Genomic DNA, 23,908 nt, shown 5'->3' with positions numbered 1-23,908 from the left:
GTCAAGGGGGCCACACTATAGAGAGTTGATGGCGGAAAGTCTAAACGACGGCCATAAAAAACCGGGCTATCAGAGCCCGGTTCAAGTGAGGTTGGAGAAACAGTCCGTACTGCGAGCCGTTTGTCCAGCCTGACTCAGATGTCGATCCGGCGTGCCTGCCAGAACTTGCCGCGCCAGTAGGAGCTGTCCAACTTGGAGCGTGTCACCCCGGCTCGGGTGGAGGCATGGATGAATTCACCGTTGCCCACATAGATGCCCACATGATTCAGGCGCTTGCTGATCTTGAAGAAGACCAGATCCCCTTCCACCAGATCCCGCTTGGCAACGCGAGTGCCCTCATGGACCTGGGAGCGGGTATCGCGGGGCAACTCGATGCCGACCGCATTGCGGAACACTTCACGGGCGAAGGCGGAACAATCGATACCGCGCTGACTGCTGCCTCCCATGCGATAGGGAACACCACGCCACTCTTTATATACGGTCAGGATTTCGTTCACATCGGGTGTCTGCGAAGCTTCCGGTTCAACCACGGGTTCCATCATGGAAACTTCGATCTTGCTCGCGACCTCGGTCTGGGGTGCCGAGGCACAACCCACCATTCCGAGCGCGACCAGCAGTAGCATCAGGTGGCGCAATCCTTTATCCCCGCAAAATAGTAAAACTTGTTAAAATACGGCCCGGAAGGGCAATTTATAAGGCAACAGCACCCGACTATATCCAAGAATTCTATCGAGGCAAGTGAAAATCCCTATCGACATCACATTTTTGCAAGGAAATGCATTATTTTTCATAATTAATGTGATCATGCCCAAACAATATACAATCCCGAAAGTGACCATGAGGGCCAGCCAAAACTGATCCTTATCGCTACTTCAGCCTCTTTTTTAAGTGAAAAATTATGATCTCTGCGGATCTCTATTTGTTAAAACCAGCTCAGATCGACGCCGACCAGTTGATATCGCTGCCTGGTGAGCTCTCCTTGGAGGAACAGCGTCATTGGCAGGAGATCCGGCAGCCACATCGCCAACGGGAGTACCTGCTCGGCCGTGTCTTGCTGCGCCGCCTGCTGGCCGAGCGACTCGGTTGCCCGGCCGATGAACTGCAGTTTTGCATCAATGCTCATGGCAAACCCGTCCTGTACAGCCATCACTGGCAGTTCAATCTCAGTCACAGCGGCGACTGGCTGGCGCTCGCCCTCTGCCAGCAAGGGCCGCTCGGCGTCGACATAGAGATGGGCCTGCGCCGCCGGCAGATACTGCCCTTGGCCCAGCGCTTTTATGCACGGAGTGAATACGAATGGCTGGCGGCATTGCCGGAGGCGGGGCAGGAATCGGCATTTTATCGCCTCTGGTCACGCAAGGAGGCGGTGCTGAAGGCTCAGGGCAACGGTATTGCCGCCGGGCTAGACAAGGTGTGTTTCCTTCCCGAAGAGGGATGGCGGCTGGATAATCGGCTCGATGATCAGTCCTATCAGGTGCAGGACTGGCCATTGGGCAGCGGCTGGCTCTGCCTCGCGGCCCCGACCCGCAACGTCAATGGCTACCTGCTGGATGGACGCTTGAAATCCACCCCCCTAGGCCCCATGTTAACCCACACCATTTTCCGAGAGTCAGCCTCATGATCGTCGACATCAATCCCCAGAATTTCCACGCCGAACTGATCGATGCGTCTATGAAGAAGCCGGTCGTCATCTATTTCCATGCGCCCCAGATGCCAGAATGCCAGGGCATGACCCCGTTGGTTGAGGCCCTGGTCGGTCCGGCCAATGCAGAGGTCACCCTCGCCAGGGTCGACATGAATGATCCCCAGTTGCAGCCGCTGGCCAGCCAGCTGGGTCTGCGCGCCCTGCCCGCGCTGGTGCTGTTCCATCAGGGCCGGCCGGACGAGCAGGCCATTCTGGAAGGCCCGCAAGATGAGGCCACCCTGCGCCAGTACTTCGCCGCCTTCGCCCCCAAGGAAGAAGAGCTGCTGCTCGAGCAGGCCAAACAGGCGCTGGCCGAGGAGCAGGCCGATCTCGCCCACGCCCATCTCACCAAGGCGCATCAGCTGGCACCAGATCGTCACGACATCAGCCTGTGGCTGGTGCAAGCCGCGCTGGATCTGAATCTGCTGGAAGAAGCGCAGACTCTGCTCGCGACCATCCCCATGGTGGCGCAGGACGATCACTATCAGGCACTGAGCTCTCGTCTGGCGCTGGCACTGCAGGCCGCAGACAGCCCCGAGCTGCGCGCCCTGGAGACTCGTCATGCGGTAAACCCGGGGGATGATGCCCTTGCCCAGGAGCTGGCGGTGCTCTATAGCCAGGTCGGCCGGCAGGAAGAAGCCCTGGCGCTGCTGTTCAACATCCTCAAGCGCGACATGGCGTTTGGCGATGCCAAGAAGATCTATCTCGATATTCTGACGACCATGGGCACCAATCCGGTGGCGCAAAATTACCGTCGCAAGCTCTATAGCCTGCTGTATTGATCGAGAGAGAAAAATAAGAAGTCTAGGTGATGCCGAGCAATCGGCATTGCCTTGTTCAGGCGAAGGATGGCAAAACGCGGAATATGACGAATTTCAGGCAAAAAAAAATGGCGCATTAAAATGCGCCATTTTTTCGCATGGATTACTTCTTGTAGGAAGTAGCCATGTTGTCGATGCGCTGGTTAGCACGCATAGCTTCTTGCTTGGCTTCTGCAACATCAGCAGCGATCTTGGATTGATCAGCACGAACAGCGCTAACATCTTGAGCCAGTTGGTCAACTTTGTTAGACAGATTCTGAACGGAAGTTTCCAGTTCGCTGGTGTTTGCACAACCGCCCAGCAGGGCAGACAGACCAACAACACCTACCAACAACATTTTTTTCATTTTTAAAGCTCCCTTTAACTCGCCAGACGTTTAGCAAGCGGCGTGATTATGGCACAAATAAATCCGAGTTTGGATAGGCCCCATCGCAGATAAACGCATTAAAACCCTCATTTTTTTTTAAACGTACACTTTTTGTGCAAACTTAAGTCAAAAATGAGTGCCCTGGATGAGGTTCGTGCAAAGCGTAACCAAAAAATGTACTTATTTCAATTTCGTATGACGCTCAGGCTGAACGTTCTGCCAACAATTGACGGTATTGCACCAGATCTTCGATGGTCAGCACCGGCATCTGATGCTGGCGACCAAATTCCACCAGATCGGGCAAGCGGGCCATGGAGCCATCTTGCTTGGTCAGCTCGCACAACACCCCAAAGGGTTTCAAGCCTGCCAACTGCATCAGATCGACAGTGGCTTCGGTGTGACCACGTCGGGTCAGCACACCACCGGTACGGGCACGCAGCGGGAACACATGGCCAGGACGGTGCAGATCCGATGGTTGGGCACCGTCGGCGATGGCGGCTCTGATGGTGGTGATGCGATCGGCAGCGGAGACACCCGTGGTCACTCCTTGCGCCGCTTCTATGGTCACGGTGAACGCGGTCTGGTAGTGGCTGGAGTTCGCCTCCACCATCATGGGCAGCTCCAGCTGGCGTACCCGTTCATCGGTCAGGCAGAGGCAGACGATGCCGGAGCACTCGCGGATCATCATGGCCATCTGTTCGTTGGTCATGCTTTGTGCGGCGAAGATGAGGTCACCTTCGTTCTCGCGATCTTCATCGTCGGCCACCAGTACGCCACGACCGGCACGCAATGCGGCCAGCGCGGCTTCGACGCGAGCAATGGGATCACCAAATTCACTGAGTAGAGACTGATTCATGGTAAGACTCCTAAATAAGACAAGGACCAGAATCAGGGCATGGGAAGGCAGACAGAAGTGGGCATGCGGCAGCCAGCCCCAAGGGGCCTGACCGGCACACTCTGCCTTATCCTCTTTCATCCGGACTATGACCGTCGGCTCCGGCATCTCACCGGATCTGCTGACCCCGACCAAGGTCGGGCGCTCGCGGGCTCCCCGAGTCAGATCGGGATACCGCCGGTGGGGACTTTCACCCCGCCCTGAGAATAAGCGCAGACAGCGTAAAGAAAAAAAGCGCGGGATACCAGCCTAAAAACCATCAGCGACAGGGCGGGTTCAGCCTGCCTTCGTTGCGGTCAGCTTGCAGCAAGGGCGCACGGCGCGCTGTCTTTTCTGATTTTGTTTGTGGCATATTGCCGAGAAAAGTACCCGAAAAATAACGCGCCTGACCACAGGCCAGAAAAAACGCGACCTGCACAGACTCAGGCGCCAACACCACAAACGGAATCATGACAGAGATGGAAAAGAAAATACTGCTGACGGATTGCCCCGACGCCAAGGGCCTCATCGCCAAGATCACCAACATCTGCTACAAGCACCAGCTCAACATCAACAAGAACGATGAGTTCGTCGACCACGAGAATGGCCGTTTCTTCATGCGCACCGAGCTGGAGGGTCGCTTCAACGACGAGACCCTGCTGGCGGATCTCGACGATGCCCTGCCGGCTGGCGCCCAGCGCCGACTGGTCAAGGCGGGCAAGAAGCGGATCGTCATCCTGGTGACCAAGGAGACCCACTGCCTCGGCGACATCCTGATGAAGAATTACGCCGGCGCGCTGGACATGGACATAGTGGCGGTGATCGGCAACTACGACACCCTCGCCGAGCTGACCGGCAAGTTTGACATTCCCTTCCACGGCGTGAGCCATGAGAACCTGAGCCGGACCGAGCACGAGGAGCAGGTGCGTGCCCTCATCGATGGCTATGAGCCCGACTACGTGATCCTGGCCAAGTACATGCGGGTGCTGACCCCGAGCTTCGTGGAAGCCTATCCGCGCAAGCTCATCAACATCCACCACTCCTTCCTGCCCGCCTTCATCGGTGCCCGCCCCTATCGTCAAGCATTCGATCGCGGGGTCAAGTTGATCGGCGCCACGGCGCACTTCGTGACCGACGATCTGGATGAAGGTCCCATCATAGAGCAGGACGTGATCCACGTCGGCCACACCTTCAGCGCCGACGACATGGCCAAGGCGGGCCGGGATGTGGAGAAGTCCGTGCTGAGCCGGGCACTGGAGCTGATCCTGAACGAGCGCGTCTTCGTCTATGGCAACAAGACGGTGGTGTTCAAGTAAGGCCGTAGTCGCCAGCACGACACCCATAAAAAAGGCTCCCGAGGGAGCCTTTTTTATCTGTCTGAATTCACTCGTGCAGCGCCAGACCGTTGATGGTCGCCATGCCCTTCTCGAGTTTGAACTCGGCATTGAGCCGTTCCTGCTCCGCCTTCAGATAACCCTCGGCGGTAAACTGCGCCAACATGGGCGCCAGTTGTGGAACGGCCTTGCCCAGCTTGTCGCCGAGGCTGGCATGGAGCAGCCCGGACAAGGCCTGCATCCCCTCTTCGCTCCCCATCAACTGCTCCAGCGAGGTCGGTGCCAGCTTGGCCTCCCCTTTCACGCTGACCGGTTCACCATTGAGCTGGGCACTGAGATCCGTCAGCTCCAGCGTGGCGCCCCGTTGCAGCATCTTGTCCAGCGCCTGCTGGATAGCCGCCTCGTCCACCCGCTGACCACTGGCCGCCTGCAGCGTCTGATAGCCTTCCAGATCCAGCCCCTTCAACGACAGATCCAGATTGCCCTGGGTCAGCGCCAGCTTGTCGCCCTCGTTCTCCAGATTGAGGGTCGCCACCTTCATCTGATAACGGCTGGAGAGGGTCTGGGCATCGTCACCCGCCAACTGGGTCGAACTGGTCAGCCCCTGCAGGGAGAGCTTGGCGCTCTCCGGCAGCGTCAGGGAGAAGGCGGACAGGGTCGCATCGCTGCGAGGCGAGAGCCAGACGCCGCTGATCTCGGCCACATCGGCGCTGCCCTTGAGATCCGCCAGCACCATGTCCATCTTGCTCTGGGCATCGTGCAAGGTGATTCCCTGCCACTGGAAGGTGATGTGGCCATTGCCATCCAGATCGCCGCTGTAACTGCCGTTCAGGGGCAGGAAGCTTACCTCGTTCATCCCCTCCTTGACCTTGAAGTCGCTCAGCCAGAAGCGGGCGCTCTGACTCTGGGTCAGGAGGCTGCTTGCCGATTCGAGGCCAAGTTGCCACTGCTGCATGCCAAGGGCGGTGAAGACGGAGGCCAGCGTCCCCTTGGCGGTATCGAGCAGCAGCTGGCTCTTGATATAGAACGGCAAGATGCGGTTGCTGCTATTGAGATCCATCTCGATGGGCTCGCTCCCCGCCAACTGGGGATCCAGGCTCGCCAGCGCCTGTGGCGTCACCACCACCTTGAGCACGCCGTCACGGGTAAACAGGTTCTCGCTGCTTGGGGTCCAGGTGAGCTCGACGCCACTGCCCTGTTTCACCTTGGCGATCTCCTCGGCGAGGATCCGGTCGAAGGTTTGTCCGGTATACCAGCAGGCGGCCAGTCCACCTGCCACCACTACCGCACCGACGGCCAGGGCCACTTTCTTTTTCATCTTGATCTCACTCTCTAAAGGCGTATTGGCGCACTCTACGGGGCAGACGGGGACACAGGCAAGTACCTTCCCGGCTCAGAATCCATTATCTGCACTCACTGCTGCGTTTTTATAGCAAGGGGCTGAACAGGTAGAAGATGTTCTCCAGCAGCTTCTTGTACCAGGGGCGGGCCCGCCACTGGGCGAGCGACATGGGGGTCGCCTCCAGCATGTAGCCCTGCACCAGCTGATTCATCTCGGCGACAAACACCGGATTGTCGATGAGCAGGGTCACCTCGAAGTTGAGCCAGAGGCTGCGCCTGTCGAGGTTGACCGTGCCCACCAGGGCGAAGTCGTCGTCCACCAGCACGCTCTTGGTGTGCAACAATCCGGCATCGTAGCGATAGATCTCGACCCCGGCCTCGAGCAGCTCCTCCATGAAGGAGTTGCAGGCGTGGTTGGCCATCAGAGAATCGTTGCGTGCCGGCAACACCAGTTGCACCAGCACACCGCGGGCCGCCGCCGAGGAGAGCGCTGCCGCCAGCGGATCGTCAGGCACGAAATAGGGGGTGGTCAGTACCAGGTGGTGGCGCGCCTGATAGATGGCCAGCAGCAGGCTCTGCTGGATGCAGTCGCCGCCGACGAAGGGGCCTGAGGGAATGAGCTGGGCACGATAGTTGGTCTGGGGCCAGGCTTCGGGCTCGTGCTGCAGGCTGTCGAGCAGCCGCTCGCCGGTCTCCATCTCCCAATCCGAGACGAAGGTGGACCACATCAGCGGCACCACGGGCCCCTGCACCCGGATCATGATGTCGACCCACTGGCCGACCCCCGCATCCTGTTTGAAGAAGCGAGGATCCACCATGTTCATGGAGCCGGTGTAACCGACCTTGTCATCGATCACCACCAGCTTGCGGTGCATGCGCAAGTCCTGGCGCTGGAACGGGATACGCCAGGCACCGACCGGCAACACTTCCACCAGCTTGACCCCGGCCTTGCGCAGCCGCTTGGGCCAGGCCGAGCGGAAAAAGGCCTTGCTGCCGATGGAATCGAGCAGCACACGACAATCCACGCCGCGCGCCGCCACCTCGATCAGCGCCTCGCCCACCGCATCCGCGTGCCCGCCAGGGTGCCAGATGTAGAACTCCAGATAGCAGGATTGGGAAGAGTGGCGGATGTCGCGCACTATCTCCTGCAAGATGGCATCCGGCTTGTGCAACAGCGTCATCCGGTTGCCGGACAGCATGGGCATGGCCAGCCGCCCCTGGATGAGATCGTGCAGCGGCCGCGCCTTGCTGCCCACCTCGCAGCAGTGCTGGGGGAAGAGCCGAGCCAGCTGGCGGATCCAGATGGCGTAAGGCCGGTACATGGCCTGGGCCCGCTCGGCCCGCTTGCGGCCCAGCCTGATTTCGCCAAACAGCACGTAGAAGCCGACCCCGGCGAAGGGGATGGCATAGATGAGAGCCAGCCAGGCCAGTGACACCCCGATGGGACGCCGCTTCATCACCACCCGCAGCGACACCCCCGCCACTATCACGGTGTGGAAGAAGAGCAGCAACCAGCCGAGAAAGCGAGAAAATAGCAACTGAATGTCGTATTCCAGACCGTCGAGCAAGGCGACTCCTTGATGTCATGGTGAAATAGAGTGGGCAGACCCCACAGAGCCAGAATGGTATGCTGAAGAACAAACCCATTCTATCAGGTCGTTAGCATGATCCTGCAATCTATGCTGTTGAGTCTGGCCATGCTAGGTCAAGGCTCATATGACATCAATGAGCAACAGATAAATCAGTACCTGCAATCCCAGGTGCAAGTGGATAAACAGCTGGAGTTGCCCGGCATCATCAAGGCCCATGTTCAGCTCGAGCAGAGCGATGTCCAGATCGGCCGCCAGAGCCCGGACACCGCCAGGGTGTTTGGCAAGGGCAAGCTGAAGATAGCCCTGCCGGATCAGACCGAGTACGACGCGCTGCTGAACATGACCTATGAGGCCAGGCCACGCTACGACAAGGCCCAGAGCGCCCTGTTTCTCGACAACATGAAGCTGATTGACTACAAGCTGGAGCCGGCGGCGGCGGAGCAGAAGTTTGGTTTCATGCTGAGGATGCTGCTGCAGAGCATGGAGAAGCGGCTGGAGACCCAGCCGGTCTACAAGCTCGACGACAAGGATCCGAACCAGGCCTGGCTCAAGGACAATCTGCTGGGGCTGGAGCTGTCACCGGGCAAGATCCACCTGCTGACCAAGCCCCAGTGAGTCAGTTGTAAATCGTGGACGTCGCTTGACGCACCAGCAGCTCGATCTGGTAACCCTGTTCGCGCTGCTGGTCATAGAGGGTATGAAGGGGACCCTCCAGCTCGTGCAGGGGGAGATGGGCGAAGCCCGCCTTGAGATAGAACGGCTTTTCGAACGGCAACGCGTGGCAAACCACGGGTTTGTCCAGCAGATCGCTGCAGGCACGCTGCAGCAGGCGTGACCCCAGGCCCAGTGACTGATAATGGGGCAGCAGCCGGAAGCCGCACAGATGGTAGTAGTCCTGCTCGTCGCGCAAGCGCACGGCACCCACCAGCCAGTGGGCGTCGCGTACCACGAAGATCCGCTCGGCCAAGTCCGGCACATAGTGGGAAAATGTCGTCTCGTAATAGTCCCTGATCAGCGACAGATCCGCATCACAGTACTCTTCAAACCTGAGCTCCATCGCCTGCCTGCCTGTAGTACCCATTGCGCCCCTGGCCACCGAGGCCCTGCTTGACTCATCATCAGGCTCCATCAACAGATCAGACCAGAATGGAGCAACAGCAAGATAACATGCCTTTAACTTACAAAGAAGCCAATAGCCTGGTGGTTATCGACTGAGTTCGTCCTCAAATCTGAGCCAGGATCAGACAGGCTCAATGAGCCCGCCGATCCTACTCCCTTTACGGAACCATGCCACACACTAGATCACAAGGTACTGATCTAGAACAGAAAGCTATCAGTGTAAATTTTATTTAACATTTCTTGCCAATCTTGGCCCCTATAAAAAAGCTCCATTCGAATAGCAATTTGTGCTTTTCCGCCTAGGGTGAGTCCTGGACATAGACCTGGATAGAGCCCAGCGCTGCCGTTGCCCTGTGGGATCCCCTACACAGCACCTCATGCCAAGGAACAAGGAGAATGCCATGTTCAAGACGACGTCCCCCTTACTGATGTTGATGCTGCCTACCCTCGCCTGGGCCGGCGACATCCACACTCCCCTAGTCCCCGGCTCCTTCAGCCAGCAGCAGCTCGGGGCGATTGACACCGCCGAGGTGCCGCTGGACGAGGCCCACTTCGTCTATGGTGAGGCCGCCATGGCCTTCGATCTGCACGATTTCCTGCTGCAGCAGGCGCCGCATCTGCTGCCCAAGGAGGAGATCATCCTGCACTGGAGCGGCATCACCAGCCTCAATCCCCAGTTGCTGCTGGCCCTGATGGAGGCAAGCAGTCGACTCATCTCGGCGCCGTCGAAGCAGGCCATGGCGGTGCCCTTTGCCAATCTGGTCAAGGCGAAGGGATTTGATAACCAGCTGGAGCTGATGGCCCGCCAGTTGTCGGAGCGCTTCTATCAGGCCAGAACCCGGTTGCAGCAAGCCAAGCAAAGCCCCCTTCCCCGCGGCGATGCTCATCGGCTTGCCCTGGCCAGCCTGCTCGACAAGGCGGCGCAACAACAGCTGACCGAACAGTGGCAGACCCTGTTTGGCCCCGATGCACTGACCCGCTCAAAGGCATCGGTTGCCGATACGCCATCCCAACTGGCTACCGGCCAATTCCAGCTGCCCTGGCGGCAGGGATACAGCTGGAAGGTCAACGGCGCCCACTCACACAGTGGCTCCGGCTACCCTTACTCCTCCATCGACGTCTCCTACGACTGGCCGGGCTGGGGCGGTGCCACCTACACAGTCACCGCCGCCAACAGCGGCACCGTCACCGTCTTCTCCCGCTGCCAGCTCAGGATCACCGCCCCCAACGGCTGGGCCACCAACTACTACCACATGAGCGGCATCTCGGTGCGCAGCGGCGACTATGTGGCGGCGGACAGCCCCATCGGCACCTATGCCAGCAACCGCAACGATGCCCTGTGCGAGGGGGGCTCTTCCACCGGTCCGCACCTGCACTTCTCCCTGCTGCGTAACGGCGTCTATCAGTCCCTGCAAGGGGTGCGCCTGAGCAGCTACGGGATCAATGTCGGCACCAGCAACTACGACGACAACTGCAACCGTTTCTGGCTGCACAACTCGCGCAACAACCAACGCCTCTGCGCCTGGCAGCCGGTCTACAACAATGGCCTGGACTAGCCCTTCAAAGTGACAACAAAGACAGTAATACCGGGGCCTCGGCGGTTTTATGCAAGCCGTCACAACTCCTGATGATCCGCCTTGAATCTACTCACAAAACGACCACGCCGGGATTGCCGCCTGCAGAGGCCGATGTGAGGCTCTGGGTGCCCATTCGGGCACCCAAACAAGGACAGACAATAATGAAAAATACAGCGGGAATACTGGCGATCGCAGGCATGCTGATCGCCCCTCTGGCGCAAGCCGACGTCATACTGCACGCCTTCAACTGGAAATACAGCGAGGTCACCGCCAAGGCCGATCTCATCAAGGGGGCGGGCTACAAGCAGGTGCTGATCTCGCCGCCCCTCAAGTCCTCCGGCAACGAGTGGTGGGCCCGTTATCAGCCCCAGGATCTGCGGCTCGTCGACAACCCCCTCGGCAACAAGCAGGATCTCGAACAGCTGATCGCCGCCATGCAGGCCCGCGGCATCGCCGTCTATGCGGATGTGGTGCTCAACCACATGGCCAACGAGAGCTGGAAGCGCAGCGACCTCAACTACCCCGGTACTGAGTTGATAGGACAATACGCTACCAACCCAGATTACTACGGTAGACAACGACTGTTTGGCGACCTGGGGCAGAACTTGCTGTCGGCCTCGGACTTCCACCCAGAGGGCTGCATCACCGACTGGAGTGATCCCGGCCACGTCCAGTATTGGCGTCTGTGTGGCGGCGCCAGCGACAAGGGGCTACCGGATCTCGACCCCAACAACTGGGTGGTGAGCCAGCAGCAGGCCTATCTCAAGGCGCTCAAGGGGATGGGGATCAAGGGTTTCCGGGTCGATGCGGTCAAGCACATGAGCGATTACCAGATCAATGCCGTGTTCACCCCGGAGATCAAGCAGGGCATGCACGTGTTTGGGGAGGTGATCACCTCCGGGGGCGCCGGCAGCACGGATTACGAGCGCTTCCTCAAGCCTTATCTCGACAACAGCGGCCAGGGCGCCTATGACTTCCCGCTGTTCGCCTCCCTGCGCGGGGCGCTCGGCTATGGCGGCAGCATGAACCAGCTGGCGGATCCCGGCGCCTACGGTCAGGCCCTGCCGGGCAACCGGGCGGTCACCTTCGCCATCACCCACGATATTCCCACCAACGACGGTTTCCGCTACCAGATCCTGAGCCAGACCGACGAGAAGCTGGCCTATGCCTATCTGCTCGGCCGGGATGGCGGCTCGCCCCTGGTCTATTCGGATCACGGCGAGACCCAGGACAAGGACGGTCTGCGCTGGCAGGACTACTACCTGCGAAACGATCTCAAGGGGATGATCCGCTTCCACAACGCGGTGCAAGGGCAGCCCATGCAGCTCATCGGCAGCGGCGACTGCTTCGTGCTGTTCAAGCGGGGCAAGCTGGGGCTGGTTGGCGTCAACAAGTGTGACTACGAGCAGGAGTACTGGCTCGATACCGCCAAGTTCGAGCTGAACTGGTATCGCAACTACAAGGACGTGCTGGATCAAAACGCCGTCATCAATGTGCAGAGCCAGTGGGTGCGGGTCGCCATGCCGGCGCGCAGTGCCCGGCTCTGGTTGCAGGAATAAATCGGCAAGCTGCATGTGTGAGGCCGCCCGAGCGCGGCCTCCTCTTTTTGGCTTTTCTTCTGGCGCGCCTCACGGCGAGCTTGTTCTGCCCCGCCCCCGATGCTTTACTCAACGTGGCTAACGAGGCTTAAGGAGCAAGCCGTTGAAAGCATGGATCTTGCTGGGAGCCATTCCCTTGATTTCCCTCTCTGTCTGGGGCCAGATGCCGTCACCGGCCGAAGTGGTGATCCTGACGACGGAGACCCCCCCCACCATCACGGTGAAACCCGTGGTCACGGCGAAGCCGGAGCCCGCCACCGTCTCTGCCCCCGATCCCGCCCCTGAGCTGGCCAAGGCATCGGCTCCGGCGCCTCGCCAGATCCAGGTCTACAAGTCGGTGCAGAAGAACGGGGTCATCCGCTACTCCGACATGATGCCGGAGCAGGGCCACTACGAGCTCTTGCTGTTCAACGACTGCTACGCCTGCGACCCCGCCTCCAAGGTCAACTGGCGCACCACTGGCCTCTTCCTCTACGACTACGCCAGTACCATCAAGGCGGCGGCCAAGACCTACAGCGTGGATCCCGCCCTTATCCGGGCGCTGATCCACGCCGAATCCGCCTTCAACCCCCTCGCCGTATCCCGCAAGGGGGCCATGGGGCTGACCCAGTTGATGCCGGCCACCGCCCGCGAGCTCGGGGTCGGCAACGCCCTGCTGGCGGAGCAGAACATCTTCGGCGGGGTGAAATACCTGGCGGGTCTGCTCAAGCAGTACGACGGCAACATCTCCCTGGCCACCGCCGCCTACAACGCGGGCGCCGGCGCCGTGCAGAAACACGGCGGTATCCCGCCCTATGCGGAGACCCGCGCCTATGTGGAGCGAGTCAAGCTGCTGCACCAGCGCTACCGGGATATGCTGAACGCCCGCGGTTTGTAAGACAAAAGCACGGCGTCATCCCTTCCCATCCATCATGCGGAAACCCGCGCCTATGTGGTGCGAGTCAAACTGCTGCACCAGCGCTACCGGGATATGCTGAACGCCCGGGGCCTGTAAAGCATCAACATTCCCCCCGCGATCCCCGATACCGAGACCCGCCCCCATATGGTTCGGATGCCACTGCCGCACCGGCACCACAAGGCGCTGCCGAGCCGCCCGGAGTTTGTAAAACCCACAACCCCATAAAACAAAAAACACGCCCGAAGGCGTGTTCTAGAGCGGCATGTTGCGCGAGCTTATTTCTGCTCGGTCGCCACCAGGCGATAGGCCAGGGCACCCAGGATGCCGCCGACGATGGGGGCAACCCAGAACAGCCACAGCTGGCTGACGGCCCAGTCACCCACAAACAAGGCGACACCTGTGCTGCGCGCCGGGTTGACCGAGGTGTTGGTCACCGGAATGCTGATGAGGTGGATCAGGGTCAGGCATAGACCGATGGCGATCGGTGCGAAACCGGCCGGCGCGCGGCTGTCGGTGGCGCCCATGATCACGAACAGGAAGAAGCCCGTCATCACCACTTCACACACCAGGGCCGCCAGCAGGCTGTAACCACCCGGTGAATGCTCGCCATAGCCGTTGGAGGCAAAGCCGGCAGTCAGATCGAAGCCGGCCTGGCCACTGGCGATCACATAGAGCACGGCACCCGCCGCTATCCCGCCCAGCACCTGAGCCACTATGTAGGGCAGCACACCGGAGGCAGGGAAACGACCACCGGCCCACAGGCCCAGGGTCACGGCCGGGTTCAGGTGGCAACCTGAGATGTGGCCGATGGCGAAGGCCATGGTCAACACGGTCAGACCAAACGCCAGGGAAACCCCGAGCAGACCTATCCCCACATTCGGGAATGCCGCCGCCAGCACCGCACTGCCACAACCCCCCAGCACCAGCCAGAAGGTGCCCATAAACTCAGCTGCATATGGTTTCACGCTAATAATCTCCCATGATGATGAAATATGAGCCGGGGCTCATGCGGACACTGTCATTAAACAGGCGCCACATTATGGGAGTGTGAATCAAGAAGATGAAGTGAGCCTATTTTGTCTATGAAATGTGATTTACATCACAAGCCATTGATTAATTAAGTGAATCATCATTAGTGCGCGTTAGAAATCATGCTGAGCCCGCCCATCGTCTGCGACAGACTGCGGCGGGAGTGTGGTTTTTAGCAGCAGTGACTAAGCAGGTAGGGAGCGGTCACCCTATTTTTTGAAACCAGGACGACACTCATCGATAGCGACCACGGACAGAGCCGCTGGCCTGCCCCGCCATCCGGATCAGGCTCTGGCGGGTATGGAAGTGGCAGAGCGCCACCCCGAGGGCATCCGCCGCATCCGCCTGGGGCGTGGCCGACAGCTTGAGCAGATGAGTCACCATGTGTTGCACCTGCTCCTTGGCCGCCCCACCCGTGCCCACCACCGCCTGCTTGATCTGGGTCGCCGAGTATTCGCTGACCGGCAGCAGGGCGTTGACCGCCGCGACGATGGCGCTGCCCCTGGCCTGACCGAGCTTCAAAGCCGAATCGGCGTTGCGGGCCATGAACACCCGCTCGATGGCGAACTCGTCTGGCTTGAACTGGGTGATGATCTCGCTCACCCCGTCATACACCTGCTTGAGACGTGACGGCAGCTCGCCCAAGTCGGTGCGGATGCAGCCTGACCCCAGATACTGCGCCTTGCCGGAGACGATGCGGATAACGCCGTAGCCGGTGATCCTGGAACCCGGGTCTATCCCCAGAATAATGCTCATACCTGCTCCACCTGACCCACCTGAATGCGGCTCACGCTCTCATCGTCAGTGATCCGGGAACCGAGGTAGATGCCCAACATAATGTTCATAGACTCGCTGCTGTGTTCAACCCTGTGACTGCCGCCAAGATAGCAAACAAGCCAGCGCTTGGCTCGCACGGCGGCCCACTCCCCTGCCGACTGCGCAGGGATCCGTCATCCTATACAGTGCTCTGCCTATTCCTTCGCCATCCAGCCCGCGAGAACAAACTCGGCAGAGACTTGAGAAGCCTCACTCCCCCGCCAGGGCCACCAATCTCTCCGCCAAGTGATGGCTCTGCAGATAGCTCTCAATCAGCGCCCCATCGGCGCGGCCCGCCTCAATCTGCCCATACCAGTGATCGAGCATCGCAACGAAGCCCCGGCTCGCCAGCACCGGTTGCCAGTCGTCCGGTGCCAGAGCTTGCACAGTTTTGTCCCGCGCAAGGGTACCGCGGGTGCAGTTCTCGATATGCAGGGAGAGGTTGTCGCCATAGGCGTCGATGCGCTCCTCGGTGATGCCGGCGCTGCGGTTCATGCTGCCGCTCACCGCCGTCTGCCCGCTCTGCCAGGCGACGCTCACCCCGGCCAGCAGCTCAGGCTGCTGGCTATTTCGCCTCAGCACCGCATGAAGGTCTCCGCTCGGGGCGCCGCCATAGAAGCAGAGGCTGTCGAGCACATGGATACAGTCGTCGAACAGGAACTGGCGCGGCAACCCAGGCAGGGTGTGTCTGTGTTTCTGCCAATGGATCTCGGTAAGCGGCTCGGCACGAGCAGCCCCCATGGCGGGCAGATAGCGGCGGTTGAAGCCCACAAACAGCGGGCAATCCTTAGCGATGGCGAGATTGGCGAGTGCCTCCACCTCGGCGTAGCTAAAGCAGAGCGGCTTGTCGACGAAGGTAGGGATACCCGCTTGCAGGCATTGGCGGGCCAGCGCGAAGTGCACAGCTGTGGCGGCGTGGATCATCACGGCGTCCGGGCGACTCGCCAGCAGCGCATCCACCTCGGTAAAGCACTCGGCAATGCGATACTGGCGGGCCAGTTTGCCGAGCACCTCTGGGCTGCGGGTACAGAGCAGCGGAGTGACTCGTTCGTCGCTCGCGAGCAGCGGCAGATAGGCCTTCTGGGCGATATCACCGAGGCCAATCAGGGCAATGCGCATGGGAACTCCTTGTGATGGATGGAATGCAGACAGAGTAATATCCGGCGCTTTCTATTCGGGTTCTTTCGCCAGTTCCTTGGCCTGCTCTCTGACATCGAGCCACTTGCCCACTCTGGCCCCCAGCTCGGAGCTCACCATGGCGCTGACCACAGCCCAGAGCAGCTGGTTGAAATCAAAGCTTGCCTGCTTCTCAAACAGCAGGGGCACCATGAGGTTGAAGGCAATGATCCCGAGCACCAGCCCGAGCCCGCTGCCAATCTTCTCTCTTCTGGATCTGACCTTAACCGCCATCTATCTCTCCCAATGCAGATAAGCCTGCTGAAGTGTTCGTGAAGAATTAACAAGAGAGGCAAGCATGCGGCCGCTCTCCTTATCGATATTATCCGGCAGCACAAGATAGCAATGCCGCCACTATTCGACAGCCCCTCTCGATAATTAATTCACCAACTGCGATTAATGCCATGTTTTATCCTGTTTATGCATGTTTTTTCGCCAACGAATCACGATAATGACGCCAGATGCCACCTCCTGTTCTCCATCTTGCCGTGCCGCGACCCAATAGGGCACAACGGAGATCTCCCCTCACAAACAGCCTGACAGCCACTCGCCTCCTTTATCACCGATAAAGAAGCAATTTGGCAAAATTATTTAAAAAACGATGTTTTTCTGATGCTTGCATCACTTTTGCGCTCGCTTGATCAGCCTCGTTTGGCTTATCATTGCCACTCGATACCTATTCAATGACATGGGCGATTGCCTTTGCTGACAAATAGGGCAAACAGGAAGCCTGTTATTTACGAGAATGAGAGCGTTGTGGGCTGATATTCAAAAAACTCACCACTAATGCCTTTTGTGTCAATAATCGTCGATTATTTTACCGCGTATTGAGAGATCACTTTCTCTGCGCATTTTTTGCATGCCTGAATCTCGGCATTAAATAAGAATGGCAAGGAATAGCTATGGATAAATCGTTTCGTCTTGCGCCCCTCAGCTGTGTATTGATTGCTGCCGTTGGCTGCAGCTCTCATCAGATGCAGAGTTTCAAATCGACGGTCAATGACATCGGCAAAGATTATGGTATGCCCGTTCTCTGTGGCGCAGGCATGATCGCAGGGGGGGCCGCAGGTTACGCTCTTAACGGGGAAAAAGGGGCCGTCGCAGGGCTGGCCATCGGCGGCGTACTGGGCTGTGCGGCAGGCTATGTGTGGCAATCCCGGCTGCAAGAGCTTGACCGTATCGCGAAGGAAGAGAATCTCAAGATCACCACAGAGCAGCTGACCCTTGCCGAACCCGCGGTCGCGACCAATGTGCCCCAGAATGCGGGGCTGGTTGCCCAGATACCCGATTCGGGCATGTTCGCCATTGGTTCTGACCAGCTGACGGAAAGCGGTCAACGGGTGGTGACCAAACTGGCTCAGGTGTATGCCAATCCCCCCGCCGCCACTCAAACCGAGGCATCCACTGAGCGTCAAGAGCGCCGTATCCTCCTCGTCGGTCATAGCGATGCGACCGGCCCTGCAGAATTCAACCTGAAACTGTCCGAGCAACGGGCCAGGGCTGTCGGCAAGGTCCTGGTGAAAGCGGGAATCCCGGCCAGCTCCATTTATTACCAAGGAGCGGGCTCTTCACGCCCCATCGCAGACAACAGTGACCCCTTGCTGCGCGGTCAGAATCGCCGGGTCGAGATCGTTGAACTCGCCAACGAGCAGGCCCTGGTGATGCGGGCTCAGTCCGAAGAGGGCAACACCAGATATCTGCGTTATGGCGCGTCCGATACCGCCAAGCCTCGTGTGACAGCGGCCACACCCGCGACTCAGTCTGCAAGCAGTTCCAGCAAGGTGGCGGCCAGGTCGCAAACCGCCCCTCGTCAAGCCACAGCCAAACAGAGCGCACCTGACAGCAACACGGCCAAGGCTGCGCCCAACGCCAAGGCAGCGGTGGATTTTGGCGGCGCACCTGTCAATACCTACCAGTGGAACATGGCCCAGAACATCAAGCCCAAGGCGAGCGGCTTTGCGCTGATCAGCAGCGCCTACGCGAGCGACATGCCGATGTCGAGCTGTGAAGCGGATAAGCCGCGCAGTGCGGGCCAGGTGCTGAGCATGGCAGACGACCAACCGCTCCCACGCCATGCCACCAAGGAGTACATGCCCGGCTACAACAACCGCGTCTGGGCCAATACCGTCAACGGCCACCTGGTGACCGTCTCTCCGGTTTCCATCCTGCGGGATAACGCCAAGGTCGATCGCCAGCCGATCCTGCAGGTGGTTCAGGGTTACAAGTCCTCAAGCCAGAAGAAGGCCCAATCCCTCAAGGCGGTGGCCAACACCTACGAGGGCGAGAGTGAAGTGCTTTACCGCGTCTTCACCAGCGACCCCAAGGCGCCCGTCTCCTGCATGGATCTCGTGTTCAGTAAAGGCAACGCCAAGGTAAGCCAGGGAGCCCTGTTCTATCCGGCAGGTTCCGAGGCTTATGTGGCTTCCTACATGCCCATTCCCGCCACCCATTCCAAATAAGAAAACGGAGAAACTTAGTGGAAGACTTTTCTTTGGCAGCGCTCAAAGCGCTGATCCTCGCCAACCAGATGCTGACCGTTGGCATTATTTCATTCCTCATCAGCGCCGTTGTTGTGTGGCGGCATTGGGAGAATGTCTCCTACTTCCTGATCCGGGTATGGCACAGCCTGCCTCTGATCGGCACTGTGGCTCGCCTCGCACGCAAGCCCGCCTCGGTCGATGGTGATGGCTGGATCAACCATGAAGTGACCCTGTCGAATGTGTACTACCGCGAGTACAAGAAACACCTGAAGGGGCCGGATGCCTACAATGCCTCCCTCGACTACCTGGCCAAGGCAGGAGAGGCAGGTCGCTCCCCGCGCCCGGCATGGGTGCTTGCCCTGGTGCTGGTGCTGGTGCTGGTCGAGGCAATGGGGTTTGCCTACGTGCTCGCAGGCTGGATGAACATGGATGCGTCAACCAATGACCGTCACCTGTTGGCAGCCGCGACGGCTCTGTTGCTCGCCGTCGCATCCGCATTCCTGGCTGAAGTTGCGGGGCACTCCCTGCATCACAACAGCCTGATCGCCCGAGCACGCCACTGGTGGCAAGGGGAAGAGCCTTCCAAACGTTCTCGTACCCTCAAGGCAAACAAAGCCATCAATCTGGAAGACTCCTTCTCGGACTCTGACAAACCCGACTATGAACAGCTGCTGGCACGCCTGAAAGATGTGAACTCGGGTGTTACCCGCAAGTTTGTCTGGCTGATTGTCTGTGCTTCGTTTGTTGCCTGCATGGCCGTTGGTGCCTTCGTGGTGCGTTCAGCCACCCTCGACAGCATAGAGACCGAGATGGTGAACAACATGCGTGCAGAAACAACGGCGCAGAGTGACAGCAGCATGGCGTCGCCCTTTGATCTGCCGGAGGAGTCCCAGGCTATCAACAGCGAGGCGGAAGAGGCCACCATAGACGACAAGATGCAGGCCATCCGTGAGGCCAGCCTGACCACCTACGTCATGCTGTCGCTGATCTACATCGCCATTCAGGGGATCAGCATCTGGCTTGCCAGCAAGTACCACTTTGCAGGCACTCATTCTAAAACAGCCTGGCGTCTCACTCACGAATACGCGACCGCCGAGGAGATGCTGGACGCCATGGACCAGCAACGCACCGCCATTGCCAGTCATGCAGATGACAAGCTCCGCCGCTTGCAGACCCTGTTGTCGAGCCGTGACCATACCAACTCAGGTGTGCTGGGTGCGCTGGAAGGGGAAAAGTCCGCCCATCGTAACTTCCTGGCCTTTATCGAGTACAAGGCGGGCACGGTGCCACCCAAGCCTGCCCCTCAGGCAGCACCTCAGACAACACAGACTGCGCAAGCCGAGCCGGCAGTTACTCAGGTAGTTGCTCAGGCAGAGGCGGCGCTCCCGTCCACCACAGATGCCCCTGGCCAGACAGGCACTGTCGTCAAGGCCGCCGATTTCCATGATGTCACTGGCCTGCCCGAAGAGAGCCTGGCCGCGGCCAGCCGCGCACTGGGGGTGGATGAAGCGCAGTTGCGTGATATCCGTGAACAGCAGATGGCCCTCAAGACCCTGGGCCTCTTCCCCACCAAGCAGAGTGCCTAATTGTGAAGATCACCCAGGTATTACTACTGGCGTTAACGCTGCCTTGCGCAGCGTTGGCCGCCGACCGTAACGACATACAGAGCTGCTATGAGCGCAATGGCCTGACAGACATCAAGCCTGCGGGCACAGGTCGCGAGCTGGTAGTCATCATCGATCAGACCATTCCGATGCCCGACGATCTGCAACGCAGCAGCTGGGGCCAGATCGAACGGTTCGTGCAGGCCGGTGATCGCGTCAAGCTCTATACCTTCTCCGCCTTCTTGCCTGGCGAATACCTTCGCCTGGCCTACGCGGGGCAACTGGATATGCCGCTGAACGGAGAGATCCGGGACGATGTCAACATGCGCAAATTGCGCAGTCTGGACACCTGCCTGGCGACACAGACCAAGGTCTTTCGTAACGGCTTTGGCAAACAGTTCGTGAAAGCGCTGCGTGATGCCCGCCAGGACATCCCCAAGAGCGAGATCATGAGCTCGCTGCGAAAGGTGGGCGAGGATATGAAGGCCGAGCAAGGCGTCAGCGATCGGGTCGTGTTCCTTATTTCGGACATGCTGGAACACTCCGATTACACCAGCTTCTATGCCACCAACAAGATCAAGCAGCTCAATGTCGGTGACGAGCTCAAGCAGGCCAAGAGCAAGGGACTGTTTGCCGATCTGCAAGGCGCTCGCGTCTATGTTACGGGGGCCGGACTGGTTACCGACGCGGTGAAACACGCCTATCGTTCCGGCAAGACCATGGATGCCCTCGGTGACTTCTGGTCACAGTACTTCGAGCACTCCCATGCCAGCCTGGTGAACTTCGGTGCCCCCAGCCTGAGCACAGATTTGCAGTAACCGTCACATCCACAGGTAGAGCCTTGTGCTTCAACCCCATAACACAAGGGCGACCATCTGGTCGCCCTTGTTATTTCTATCGCTTTGCTAATCAGCAAATGTCACCGCGCCGATCGCTTGGCACCATTGCCTTTTGCGGCAGGCTTGCCGCCCTGGGCCGCCGGCTTGGCGGTGCCAGCGCGGCTGGGGGCCTTGCCATTTTGGGCGGATTTGCCCTGACCAGCACCTTGGGCTGAGGGTTTGCCGCTGGCACCCGTTCCTTTACCAAACTGGCTACCGACCGGCTTGCCATTGCCAGTCTTGGCGCCGGCATGGCCGCCCTTGTTGGCTGGAGCTTCGCTACGAGCCCCCTTATTGCCTTGCGGTGCGGCAGCCGAGGCGCCCTGTGCGGCTCCCTTACCGGCAGTAGAAGCCTTACCACCAGCAGCCTTGCCAGCTCCATTCCCACGCTGATGGGTGATGGCGCTATGGCGGGTCAACGCGGGCTTGAGGCCCTTGTTGCGGCTGCGCTCGGCCTTGGCCTCGCCGCGCCCTTCCGGCGGCACCAGGCAGTCGGGGCCGTTGCCGATAAGGTGGCCCTTGCCCATCTCCTGCAGCGCTTCGCGGATCATGGGCCAGCCGGCCGGATCGTGGTAGCGCAGCAGCGCCTTGTGCAGGCGACGACGACGCTCACCCTTGACCACAAACACGTCCCCGCCCTGGCGGCTCACCTTGTTGAGGGGGTTTTTCTCGGTGTAATACATGGTGGTGGCGTTCGCGAGGGGCGACGGGTAGAAGTTCTGCACCTGATCGAGCTTGAAGCGGTTGGATTTGATCCAGAGCGCCATGTTCACCATGTCCTCATCGGTCGTGCCCGGGTGGGCCGAGATGAAGTAGGGGATCAGGTACTGCTGCTTGCCCGCCTCTTTGGAATACTTGTCGAACAGCTCCTTGAAGCTGTGGTAGCTGCCCATGCCCGGCTTCATCATCTTGGAGAGCGGGCCTTCTTCCGTGTGCTCCGGCGCAATCTTGAGGTAGCCGCCGACGTGGTACTTGGCCAGCTCCTTGATGTAGCGCGGATCTTCCACCGCGATGTCGTAGCGCACCCCGGAGGCGATCAAAATCTTCTTGATGCCCTTCACATCCCGTGCCTTGCGATAGAGGTCGATGGTCGGGGTATGGTCGGTGTCCATGTGCGGGCAGATGGTCGGCCAGACGCAGGAGGCGCGGCGGCAGGTCTGCTCGGCCTTGGGGCTCTTGCAACGCAGCTTGTACATGTTGGCGGTGGGGCCGCCGAGATCCGAGATGACGCCGGTGAAGCCCGGCACCTTGTCGCGGATCTCTTCGATTTCTTTGATGATCGACTCTTCCGAGCGGCTCTGGATGATGCGCCCCTCGTGCTCGGTGATGGAGCAGAAGGAGCAGCCGCCGAAGCAGCCACGCATGATGTTGACCGAGGTCTTGATCATCTCGTAGGCCGGGATCTTCTCGTTGCCATAGGCCGGGTGCGGCACCCGCTGGTACGGCAGGCCGAACACGCCATCCATCTCGTCGGTCTCGAGCGGGAAGGCGGGCGGGTTGACCCAGATGATGCGATCGCCGTGGGCCTGGGAGAGCGCACGGGCGCAGCCGGGGTTGGTCTCGTGGTGCAGGATGCGGGACGCATGGGCGTAGAGCACCTTGTCCTCTTTCACCCGCTCGAATGCCGGCAGCTTCACATAGGTTTTCTCCCATGGCTTCTGCTTGGGCGGCTGCACCAGCACGGGCTTGGCCTCCTGCTCCACCGGCGCCGTGCCCTCGTCATCCGAGCAAGGTGCCCCTTCCATGTAGGGGTTCATGATGGGATCGATGCGGCCGATCTGATCCAGCTTGCTGGAATCCACCCCGCGCCACTCCGGCAGCGGCTCCTTGCGGATCACCGCGGTGCCGCGGATGTCCTGCATGGTCTCGATGGTCTCGCCATTGGCAATTCGGTGCGCCACCTCGATCAGCGGCCGCTCGGCGTTGCCGTAGATGAGGATGTCGGCCTTGGCGTCGATCAGGATGGAACGGCGTATGGTCTCGGACCAGTAGTCGTAGTGGGCGATACGGCGCAGGGACGCCTCTATGCCGCCGATCACCACCGGGACCTCCTTGAAGGCCTCCTTGCAACGCTGGGTGTAGACCAGGGTGGCTCTGTCCGGGCGCTTGCCGCCCACATCCCCCGGGGTGTAGGCGTCGTCGTGGCGCAGCTTCTTGTCGGAGGTGTAGCGGTTGATCATGGAGTCCATGTTGCCCGCGGTCACCCCGTAGAAGAGGTTCGGCTTGCCCAGGCGCATGAAGTCATCCTTCGAGGACCAGTCCGGCTGGGCGATGATGCCGACCCGAAAGCCCTGGGATTCCAGCATGCGGCCGATGACCGCCATGCCGAAACTCGGGTGATCCACATAGGCGTCGCCGGTCACCAGCACTATGTCGCAGCTGTCCCAGCCGAGCTTGTCCATCTCCTTGCGGGACATGGGCAAGAAGGGCGCCGTGCCGTAGCACTCGGCCCAGTAGCGGGGATAGGAGAAGAGAGGGGTAACCGGCTGCATTTTGAACACCTGGAACAATTCGGGTCGCGCATTATACCGGCAGAGCAGAGCGGGGGCGATGGCTTTTTGCCCCCACAAAACACGAGGAGAAGGCGCCTCAGAACCTGTTCACGATCTGTCACGAGAGGTTGTCAGCAAGGTAAAGAGCAGCGCAGGAACCGGAGTGTATATGGATACATAAGGATTCCGAGCAGCACATGAGCCTTGATTACAGCCTCGCAGCAAGAT

Annotated in this window: 21 protein-coding genes and 1 riboswitch; of the genes, 10 read left to right on the top strand and 11 right to left on the bottom strand. The window is 59.7% G+C overall.

The window, feature by feature from the left end:
* Window positions 1-134: 134 nt before the first annotated feature.
* On the bottom strand, window positions 135-623 hold the full coding sequence (locus tag BN1124_RS05165; RefSeq protein ID WP_042639797.1) for a C40 family peptidase: 489 nt from the start codon (window positions 621-623) through the stop codon (window positions 135-137).
* A gap of 275 nt (window positions 624-898) precedes the next feature.
* Between BN1124_RS05165 and BN1124_RS05160 the strand changes: the two genes are divergently transcribed.
* Entirely contained in the window at window positions 899-1,621 is a 723-nt protein-coding gene (locus BN1124_RS05160) for a 4'-phosphopantetheinyl transferase family protein (RefSeq protein ID WP_042639795.1), read from the top strand.
* Window positions 1,618-2,466, top strand: coding sequence for a tetratricopeptide repeat protein (locus tag BN1124_RS05155; protein WP_042639793.1), 849 nt, complete (start codon window positions 1,618-1,620; stop codon window positions 2,464-2,466). The genes BN1124_RS05160 and BN1124_RS05155 overlap by 4 nt, the downstream gene beginning before the upstream one ends.
* Window positions 2,467-2,608: 142 nt before the next feature.
* Here the strand turns inward: BN1124_RS05155 and BN1124_RS05150 are convergent, their stop codons facing one another.
* Both BN1124_RS05150 and ribB read right to left on the bottom strand, forming a co-directional pair.
* Complete coding sequence (locus BN1124_RS05150; protein WP_010634682.1) at window positions 2,609-2,851, bottom strand: Lpp/OprI family alanine-zipper lipoprotein; 243 nt, start codon at window positions 2,849-2,851, stop codon at window positions 2,609-2,611.
* Window positions 2,852-3,074: 223 nt separating this feature from the next.
* The gene (gene ribB / locus BN1124_RS05145) at window positions 3,075-3,728 is read right to left on the bottom strand and encodes a 3,4-dihydroxy-2-butanone-4-phosphate synthase (protein ID WP_033132588.1); all 654 of its coding nucleotides are present in this window, start codon (window positions 3,726-3,728) and stop codon (window positions 3,075-3,077) included.
* Window positions 3,729-3,832: 104 nt separating this feature from the next.
* A riboswitch (FMN riboswitch) is annotated at window positions 3,833-3,979 on the bottom strand.
* A gap of 246 nt (window positions 3,980-4,225) precedes the next feature.
* Between ribB and purU the strand changes: the two genes are divergently transcribed.
* Window positions 4,226-5,062, top strand: coding sequence for a formyltetrahydrofolate deformylase (gene purU, locus BN1124_RS05140; RefSeq protein ID WP_033132589.1), 837 nt, complete (start codon window positions 4,226-4,228; stop codon window positions 5,060-5,062).
* A 67-nt stretch (window positions 5,063-5,129) separates the two neighbouring features.
* Here purU and BN1124_RS05135 read toward each other — a convergent pair whose 3' ends face one another.
* The gene (locus BN1124_RS05135; protein WP_042639789.1) at window positions 5,130-6,398 is read right to left on the bottom strand and encodes a DUF945 family protein; all 1,269 of its coding nucleotides are present in this window, start codon (window positions 6,396-6,398) and stop codon (window positions 5,130-5,132) included.
* 109 nt (window positions 6,399-6,507) lie between these two features.
* Window positions 6,508-7,989, bottom strand: a complete 1,482-nt coding sequence (cls, locus tag BN1124_RS05130; RefSeq protein ID WP_042639786.1) for a cardiolipin synthase — start codon at window positions 7,987-7,989, stop codon at window positions 6,508-6,510.
* A gap of 96 nt (window positions 7,990-8,085) precedes the next feature.
* Here cls and BN1124_RS05125 point away from each other — a divergent pair, with 96 nt between their 5' ends.
* Window positions 8,086-8,628, top strand: coding sequence for a YceB family lipoprotein (locus BN1124_RS05125; RefSeq protein WP_042639784.1), 543 nt, complete (start codon window positions 8,086-8,088; stop codon window positions 8,626-8,628).
* 1 nt (window position 8,629) lies between these two features.
* Here the strand turns inward: BN1124_RS05125 and BN1124_RS05120 are convergent, their stop codons facing one another.
* Window positions 8,630-9,070 carry a GNAT family N-acetyltransferase gene (locus tag BN1124_RS05120; RefSeq protein WP_042639782.1) on the bottom strand — a complete coding sequence of 147 codons (441 nt, stop codon included), beginning with the start codon at window positions 9,068-9,070 and terminating at the stop codon, window positions 8,630-8,632.
* A 463-nt stretch (window positions 9,071-9,533) separates the two neighbouring features.
* Here BN1124_RS05120 and BN1124_RS05115 point away from each other — a divergent pair, with 463 nt between their 5' ends.
* The 3 genes from BN1124_RS05115 (at window position 9,534) to BN1124_RS05105 (ending at window position 13,184) form a co-directional block, all read left to right on the top strand.
* Window positions 9,534-10,688 carry a M23 family metallopeptidase gene (locus BN1124_RS05115; protein WP_042639781.1) on the top strand — a complete coding sequence of 385 codons (1,155 nt, stop codon included), beginning with the start codon at window positions 9,534-9,536 and terminating at the stop codon, window positions 10,686-10,688.
* 182 nt (window positions 10,689-10,870) lie between these two features.
* Window positions 10,871-12,268 (top strand): alpha-amylase family protein, encoded by a 1,398-nt coding sequence (locus BN1124_RS05110; RefSeq protein WP_042639779.1) that lies wholly within the window; start codon window positions 10,871-10,873, stop codon window positions 12,266-12,268.
* 154 nt (window positions 12,269-12,422) lie between these two features.
* On the top strand, window positions 12,423-13,184 hold the full coding sequence (locus BN1124_RS05105; protein ID WP_042640851.1) for a lytic transglycosylase domain-containing protein: 762 nt from the start codon (window positions 12,423-12,425) through the stop codon (window positions 13,182-13,184).
* Window positions 13,185-13,480: 296 nt separating this feature from the next.
* On the opposite strand, the gene aqpZ is transcribed toward BN1124_RS05105, so the two are convergent.
* The 4 genes from aqpZ to BN1124_RS05085 all read right to left on the bottom strand — a co-directional run bounded on the left by aqpZ (window position 13,481) and on the right by BN1124_RS05085 (window position 16,460).
* Window positions 13,481-14,170, bottom strand: a complete 690-nt coding sequence (gene aqpZ, locus BN1124_RS05100; protein WP_042639778.1) for an aquaporin Z — start codon at window positions 14,168-14,170, stop codon at window positions 13,481-13,483.
* Between the two features lie 298 nt (window positions 14,171-14,468).
* Window positions 14,469-14,990, bottom strand: coding sequence for a crossover junction endodeoxyribonuclease RuvC (gene ruvC, locus BN1124_RS05095; RefSeq protein WP_033132188.1), 522 nt, complete (start codon window positions 14,988-14,990; stop codon window positions 14,469-14,471).
* Window positions 14,991-15,260: 270 nt separating this feature from the next.
* Window positions 15,261-16,169 (bottom strand): Gfo/Idh/MocA family protein, encoded by a 909-nt coding sequence (locus BN1124_RS05090; protein WP_042639776.1) that lies wholly within the window; start codon window positions 16,167-16,169, stop codon window positions 15,261-15,263.
* A gap of 51 nt (window positions 16,170-16,220) precedes the next feature.
* Window positions 16,221-16,460: a hypothetical protein gene (locus BN1124_RS05085; protein ID WP_042639774.1), complete on the bottom strand. Its 240-nt coding sequence runs from the start codon at window positions 16,458-16,460 to the stop codon at window positions 16,221-16,223.
* A gap of 668 nt (window positions 16,461-17,128) precedes the next feature.
* Between BN1124_RS05085 and BN1124_RS05080 the strand changes: the two genes are divergently transcribed.
* The 3 genes from BN1124_RS05080 to BN1124_RS05070 are packed head-to-tail and all read left to right on the top strand — an operon-like array spanning window position 17,129 to window position 21,128.
* The gene (locus tag BN1124_RS05080) at window positions 17,129-18,685 is read left to right on the top strand and encodes an OmpA family protein (protein WP_042639772.1); all 1,557 of its coding nucleotides are present in this window, start codon (window positions 17,129-17,131) and stop codon (window positions 18,683-18,685) included.
* A 17-nt stretch (window positions 18,686-18,702) separates the two neighbouring features.
* Complete coding sequence (locus BN1124_RS05075; RefSeq protein ID WP_042639769.1) at window positions 18,703-20,292, top strand: hypothetical protein; 1,590 nt, start codon at window positions 18,703-18,705, stop codon at window positions 20,290-20,292.
* A gap of 2 nt (window positions 20,293-20,294) precedes the next feature.
* The gene (locus BN1124_RS05070; protein ID WP_042639767.1) at window positions 20,295-21,128 is read left to right on the top strand and encodes a hypothetical protein; all 834 of its coding nucleotides are present in this window, start codon (window positions 20,295-20,297) and stop codon (window positions 21,126-21,128) included.
* A 101-nt stretch (window positions 21,129-21,229) separates the two neighbouring features.
* On the opposite strand, the gene BN1124_RS05065 is transcribed toward BN1124_RS05070, so the two are convergent.
* Complete coding sequence (locus BN1124_RS05065) at window positions 21,230-23,680, bottom strand: YgiQ family radical SAM protein (RefSeq protein ID WP_042640848.1); 2,451 nt, start codon at window positions 23,678-23,680, stop codon at window positions 21,230-21,232.
* Window positions 23,681-23,908: the final 228 nt, after the last annotated feature.

It is taken from the genome of Aeromonas eucrenophila (assembly GCF_000819865.1).
Classification (GTDB): domain Bacteria; phylum Pseudomonadota; class Gammaproteobacteria; order Enterobacterales; family Aeromonadaceae; genus Aeromonas; species Aeromonas eucrenophila.
The sequence above is the reverse complement of the archived record's forward strand: the minus strand, read 5'-3'. Positions and strand labels throughout refer to the sequence as shown.